General features: G+C 35.8%; 6 protein-coding genes. 4 read left to right on the top strand and 2 right to left on the bottom strand.

Translation table 11 applies throughout. The features are described from left to right. The first annotated feature begins 258 nt into the window (after positions 1 to 258). The 4 genes from ACIQ6Z_RS09240 to ACIQ6Z_RS09225 all read left to right on the top strand — a co-directional run bounded on the left by ACIQ6Z_RS09240 (position 259) and on the right by ACIQ6Z_RS09225 (position 1,763). Entirely contained in the window at positions 259 to 468 is a 210-nt protein-coding gene (locus ACIQ6Z_RS09240; RefSeq protein WP_396210596.1) for a hypothetical protein, read from the top strand. A 224-nt stretch (positions 469 to 692) separates the two neighbouring features. Next, positions 693 to 1,091 carry a hypothetical protein gene (locus ACIQ6Z_RS09235; RefSeq protein WP_396210595.1) on the top strand — a complete coding sequence of 133 codons (399 nt, stop codon included), beginning with the start codon at positions 693 to 695 and terminating at the stop codon, positions 1,089 to 1,091. A gap of 41 nt (positions 1,092 to 1,132) precedes the next feature. Next, on the top strand, positions 1,133 to 1,432 hold the full coding sequence (locus ACIQ6Z_RS09230; RefSeq protein ID WP_396210594.1) for a nucleotidyltransferase family protein: 300 nt from the start codon (positions 1,133 to 1,135) through the stop codon (positions 1,430 to 1,432). Beyond that, on the top strand, positions 1,425 to 1,763 hold the full coding sequence (locus ACIQ6Z_RS09225; RefSeq protein ID WP_396210593.1) for a DUF86 domain-containing protein: 339 nt from the start codon (positions 1,425 to 1,427) through the stop codon (positions 1,761 to 1,763). Before ACIQ6Z_RS09230 ends, ACIQ6Z_RS09225 begins: the two co-directional genes overlap by 8 nt. A 213-nt stretch (positions 1,764 to 1,976) precedes the next feature. Here the strand turns inward: ACIQ6Z_RS09225 and ACIQ6Z_RS09220 are convergent, their stop codons facing one another. Both ACIQ6Z_RS09220 and ACIQ6Z_RS09215 read right to left on the bottom strand, forming a co-directional pair. Beyond that, positions 1,977 to 3,578, bottom strand: coding sequence for a fumarate hydratase (locus ACIQ6Z_RS09220; RefSeq protein ID WP_396210592.1), 1,602 nt, complete (start codon positions 3,576 to 3,578; stop codon positions 1,977 to 1,979). Positions 3,579 to 3,646: 68 nt separating this feature from the next. After that, a partial coding sequence (locus tag ACIQ6Z_RS09215; RefSeq protein ID WP_396210591.1) for a spore maturation protein occupies positions 3,647 to 4,395 on the bottom strand: 749 nt, incomplete at its 5' end.

The following is a 4,395-nucleotide window of genomic DNA, read 5'->3' as shown; positions in this document are numbered from 1 at the left end:
CAAATTAAACTCAGCTAAACGTGAAATAGTTCAGAATAAAAAATTTAAACCTACAAATTCATAATTTTAAGATTTGTAGGTTTATTTATTTTAACTAAAAGAGGGTGAACGGGATCTAATATTACAAATTCTCAAAGAAGTCGTTTCCCCAAACGCTGCCGCGAGCATCCTGCTCGTGCCTTATTATCTTTTCAAGCATGAGACTTTTAGTAATCCATAGCTATTGTAACAGCAACTAAACATTAAAATCCCAAAAATATGACAACATATATACATTCTATCACACTAGACGACTGCGAAACAATAGCTATTAAGGCTGCATTAAATTTACTAATGCAACATTGTCAAGAAAAACTTGATGAAGGCGCCACAGCACCATATTGGGCTCACAAAGAATCCGCCCAAAAAATATTGGACAAACTTTATGACAATACATTTCAAACAAGTGGCAATAACTTCTTTGATTGATATTTATAGTTTAACCCCATTAATTACAAAACAGGCGCTCTTGCGGTTAACAATGTAGGATTTTATGCCTACTCCTAAATAGGTTGCCTGTTTTATTTTAATATATTGATTAAAATAATTACTTTATGAATCTTTACCCACTACTACGCGAAATGAAATTCAACGAAGTTAATCCTTTCGCATGGTAGTTATTAAAACGCAAATAACAACTTAATCCTAAACCTATGCCTCGTCAACTCCTTTTCTCAGTGGTTATTGTAATTAGTTTTCTATCCTGCAAAACCAACCAAATGGTCAATCACCAGCGAGTGGGTAAATGGATTACTGCTGACACCCTAGATGAAATCTACACTGTAAAAGGGCGTTATCGTAAAGGTAACGAAGTAGGCACTTGGAAACACTACCGCAAAGGAATACTAGTTAAAAAAGAAAAATACCATACCAATTCATCCCAATTGACTTTCTATTATCCTAATGGGAAAATCATGAAAAGAGGACGCACTCAACTAGACCATACTGAGAAAGAAGACCATTGGTATTATATTGGAGATTGGTATTTTTATAATGAAATGGGGCAACTTGATACTATAAAAACTTTTAAAAAAGAGGAGTATAAAAAATAGATAACTCATTTTTTGTATTTTTGACTCTAATTTTCAAGCTAATGAATTTAATTGACCTTCATTTTAAAGATATTCTCACGTTATGCAAAACGCATAAGGTAAAGTCTTTGTATGGCTTTGGTTCTGTTTATACTGATCAATTCAATGCTGATAGCGATGTGGATTTAGTAGTGGATTTTGAAAATATAGACGTTTTAGAATATGGAGATAATTATTATGATTTAAAATTTTCTCTTGAAACTATATTGAAAAGAAAGGTAGATTTATTAGAAGAAAAAGCGGTGAAAAATCCGTATTTCAAGCAATCTTTAAATCAGAACAAAGTATTGATTTATGGATAATTCGATCAAAACTTGGTTGTATGATATTCTAAATTCAATCAATGAAATTGAAAGTTATTTTGTTGATACTCCTAAAATATTCGAAATATATCAAAACGATTTAAGAACCAAGAGAGCCATTGAAAGAAATATTGAAATCATTGGCGAAGCTATGAATCGAATTCTCAAAGAAAATAGCAGTATTGAAATTTCAAATTCTAGAAAAATAGTGGATGTAAGAAACCGAATTATTCACGGCTACGACTCCGTTTCTGATGATGTAATATGGGGAATTGTAATTAAGAATTTACCTGTATTAAAATCTGAAGTAACCCATTTACTCAACGAATAAGTTCTCCATAAATTTTATATCTTCTTCAAGACAGACCGCGTTAGGAATGGAAGCGGCATCCTTTTTAGTGCGGGGGCTGAGGCTCTCGAAGCCCGAACTAAAAAGATACAGCGTACAGCCCGTCCAACGCCCAAAAAATAAAAACCTGCAAGGCATTGAAGCTATTGCAGGTTTGTTTTTTATACCTAAAAGATTATTGAAACCTTTCTAATTTTACAAATTCTCAAAGAAATCATTTCCTTTATCATCAGTAATAATGAAGGCTGGGAAATCTTTCACGGTAATTTTACGTACCGCTTCCATTCCGAGTTCTTCAAAATCTACTACTTCTACTTTCAAGATATTGTCTTGCGCTAAGATGGCAGCTGGTCCTCCAATAGAACCTAAATAGAATCCGCCATACGTTTTACATGCATCCATTACTTGTTTAGTACGGTTTCCTTTGGCTAGCATAATCATGCTTCCGCCTGCTTTTTGGAATTCTTCTACGTACACATCCATACGGCCTGCGGTGGTAGGTCCAAAACTTCCTGATGCCATTCCGTCTGGGGTTTTTGCAGGTCCTGCATAATAAATTGGATGGTTTTTAAAATAGTCTGGCATTGGTTTACCCGCATCCAATAACTCTTTAATTTTGGCATGCGCAATGTCACGTGCTACAATCAAAGTTCCGTTCAATTTTAAACGGGTTTTGATTGGGTATTGCGACAATTCCGCTAAAATATCCTTCATTGGTCGGTTCAAATCGACCTCAACCGGTGCTTCCAAATGCGGTGGCGTAGCCGGTAAAAATTGTTTTGGATTGGTTTCCAATTGCTCTAGGAAAATACCGTCTTTGGTGATTTTTCCTTTGATGTTTCTATCTGCCGAACACGACACTCCCAATCCAACTGGACAAGAAGCCGCGTGACGTGGCAAACGAATTACTCGTACATCGTGTGCAAAATATTTCCCGCCAAACTGCGCTCCAATGGAACTCTCTTGGCAAAATTCCAATACTTTTTTCTCCCATTCTAAGTCGCGAAAAGCCTGACCTGCCATGTTTCCTGAAGTAGGCAAATGATCGAAATAACCTGCTGAGGCTTTTTTGACAGCTGCCAAATTCGCTTCGGCAGAAGTTCCTCCAATTACTAACGCCAAATGGTACGGTGGGCAAGCCGAAGTACCCAAATCTTTGATTTTTTGACGAACGAAAGTCTCCATCGATTTGTCGTTTAATAGTGATTTGGTTTGTTGGTACAAAAAGGTTTTGTTCGCCGAACCGCCTCCTTTTGCTAAAAACAAAAACTCATAAGATGTTCCTTTTTTAGCATAAATATCAATTTGAGCCGGTAAATTCGATCCTGAATTTTTTTCTTCAAACATCGAAATCGGAACAATTTGCGAGTAACGTAAATTCTTATTTTGGTAGGTATTGAAAATTCCTTTTGACAACCATTCGGCATCATCGGCACCTGTATATACATTTTCACCTTTTTTAGCCATTACAATCGCTGTTCCGGTGTCTTGACACGATGGCAACTGCCCTTCAACGGCTACGGCTGCATTTTGCAATAAATTGTAGGCCACAAAACGATCGTTATCTGTCGCTTCGGGATCGTTTAAAATGTTATTTAATTTTTGCAAATGGGTTGTTCGCAACATAAACGACACATCGTTCATGGCTTCTTGCGCTAGCAATTCCAATCCTTTTGGATCAACAGTTAGAATTTCTCTATTGCCTAATTGTTCCACTTTTACAAAGTCGGAAGTTAGTTTTTTGTATTGTGTATCGTCTTTTAAAATTGGATACGGGTCTTGATATATAAAGTCCATTATTGAATTTTTAGAAGAGTAAAATTACAAATAACCCGCAAGGTTTCCAACCTTGTAGGATTATAGATTTAAAAAAACCAGCTTGCTACCAAAATCGCAGTAATCACACAAATTAAATCTACCAAAAGCATAGTGCTCAAAGTATAACGGGTGTTTTTTACCTTAATTGAACCAAAATAAACTGCAATAACATAAAAAGTAGTTTCGGCACTACATTGGAAAATAGAACTTAATCTTCCTGTAAACGAGTCCGGGCCAAAAGTACGCATAGCATCAATCATAAATCCTCTCGAACCTCCGGAACTAAAAGGTCGTAACATGGCTACTGGTAACGAGTCCGTAATGGCTTTGCTTACGCCAATATTGGAGAACACAAAAGAAATTCCGTTACTGATGATTTCAAATAAACCGCTATTTCTAAAAAACGAAATTGCTACCAACATTCCCATTACATAAGGAAAAATAGTTACTCCGGTTTTTAAACCATTATTAGCACCTGTTACAAAAGTGTCAAAAATAGTAGTATCATGAGCTACAAACTTTTTCTCATTTATAAACGAAAAAACCAAAGTAAAACCAATAATAGCCACCAACATTAATCCCGAAAGATTGGAAGTAAAGAAATTTTTACCAATTAAATCTAAGGTGTTGATGTAAAACAAAAGCCCCACAATTCCTGCAATAATTGTCATCAAAGCGACCAACAAAGAAGCGCTTTTAAAATTGACCTTTTGGCGAATGCCGACAATCAAAAACGCAGCAATAGTTCCAATAAAAGAGGTCAATATACAAGGTAACATTACGTCGGCTGGATTGG

The sequence above is a fragment of the Flavobacterium sp. genome, assembly GCF_044376915.1.
In the GTDB taxonomy this organism is placed as follows: domain Bacteria; phylum Bacteroidota; class Bacteroidia; order Flavobacteriales; family Flavobacteriaceae; genus Flavobacterium.
This window is presented reverse-complemented; position numbering and strand designations above follow the sequence as displayed.